Origin of the sequence: Streptomyces sp. SID486, assembly GCF_009865385.1 — a bacterium.
Classification (GTDB): domain Bacteria; phylum Actinomycetota; class Actinomycetes; order Streptomycetales; family Streptomycetaceae; genus Streptomyces.
Genome location: NZ_WWJT01000069.1, coordinates 1 through 1533 on the forward strand (window position 1 = coordinate 1; position 1533 = coordinate 1533).

The following is a 1533-nucleotide window of genomic DNA, read 5'->3' on the forward strand; positions in this document are numbered from 1 at the left end:
CGGCGTGCTTCTCGTCGTCCGTCCAGCGGGAGTTGCCGCCGTCGATCACCGTGTCACCCTCGGACAGCAGGTCCTTGAGTTCGTCGATGACGCCCTGGGTGGCGGTGCCGGCCGGGACCATCACCCACACCGTGCGCGGCGCGTCCAGCTTCTCGACCAGTTCGGCGAGGCTCTTGACGTCCGTGACGTCCGGGTTGCGGTCGTAGCCGATGACGGTGTGGCCGGCGCGGCGGATCCGCTCGCGCATGTTCCCGCCCATCTTGCCGAGACCGATGAGACCGAGCTGCATGATCAGTTCTCCGATGCGTTCTTGAGAGTGCGGTAGGCGGCGACGAGGGCCGTGGTGGACGGGTCCAGACCGGGGACGTCCGCGCCCTCGGTGAGGGCGGGCTCCACCCGCTTGGCGAGGACCTTGCCCAGCTCCACGCCCCACTGGTCGAAGGAGTCGATGTTCCACACCGCGCCCTGCACGAACACCTTGTGCTCGTAGAGGGCGACCAGCTGGCCGAGCACGGACGGGGTCAGCTCGCGGGCCAGGATCGTCGTGGTGGGCCGGTCGCCCTGGAAGGTCTTGTGCGCCACCAGTTCCTCCGGGACGCCCTCCGCGCGGACCTCGTCGGCGGTCTTGCCGAAGGCGAGCGCCTGGGTCTGGGCGAAGAAGTTGGCCATCAGCAGGTCGTGCTGGGCCTTGAGTTCCCCGCTCAGCTCGGCCACCGGCTCGGCGAAGCCGATGAAGTCCGCCGGGATCAGCTTGGTGCCCTGGTGGATCAACTGGTAGTAGGCGTGCTGGCCGTTGGTGCCGGGCGTGCCCCACACCACCGGACCGGTCTGCCACTCGACCGGATCGCCGTTGCGCTGCACCGACTTGCCGTTGGACTCCATGTCCAGCTGCTGGAGGTAGGCGGTGAACCGGGAGAGGTAGTGGCTGTACGGCAGCACGGCGTGCGACTGGGCGTCGTGGAAGTTGCCGTACCAGATGCCCAGCAGGCCCAGCAGCAGCGGGGCGTTGGCCTCGGCGGGGGCGGTGCGGAAGTGGTCGTCGACCAGCCGGAAGCCGTCGAGCATCTCGCGGAAGCGGTCCGGACCGATGGCGATCATCAGGGACAGGCCGATCGCCGAGTCGTACGAGTACCGGCCGCCGACCCAGTCCCAGAACTCGAACATGTTGTCCGGGTCGATGCCGAACCCGGCGACCTTCTCGGCGTTCGTGGACAGCGCCACGAAGTGCCTGGCCACCGCCGCCGGGTCGTCGAGCGCGGCCAGCAGCCACGTGCGCGCGGAGGTGGCGTTGGTGATGGTCTCGACGGTGGTGAACGTCTTGGAGGCGATGATGAACAGCGTCTCGGCCGGGTCCAGGTCCCGGGTGGCCTCGTGCAGGTCGGCGCCGTCCACGTTGGAGACGAAGCGGACCGTGAGGTCGCGGTCGGTGAAGCTGCGCAGCACCTCGTAGGCCATCGCGGGCCCCAGGTCGGAGCCGCCGATGCCGATGTTGACGACGTTCCTGATGCGCTTGCCGGTGTGACCGGTCCACTC

At 68.8% G+C, this 1533-nt stretch carries 2 protein-coding genes; both read right to left on the minus strand.

Annotated features, from left to right (window positions below; all coding sequences use genetic code 11):
• The coding region (locus GT045_RS03250; protein WP_161333236.1) for an NAD(P)-binding domain-containing protein at nucleotides 1–289 on the minus strand (289 nt) is incomplete at its 3' end.
• A 2-nt stretch (nucleotides 290–291) separates the two neighbouring features.
• Nucleotides 292–1533: glucose-6-phosphate isomerase (gene pgi, locus GT045_RS03255; protein WP_161333237.1), on the minus strand; the 1242-nt coding region annotated here is incomplete at its 5' end.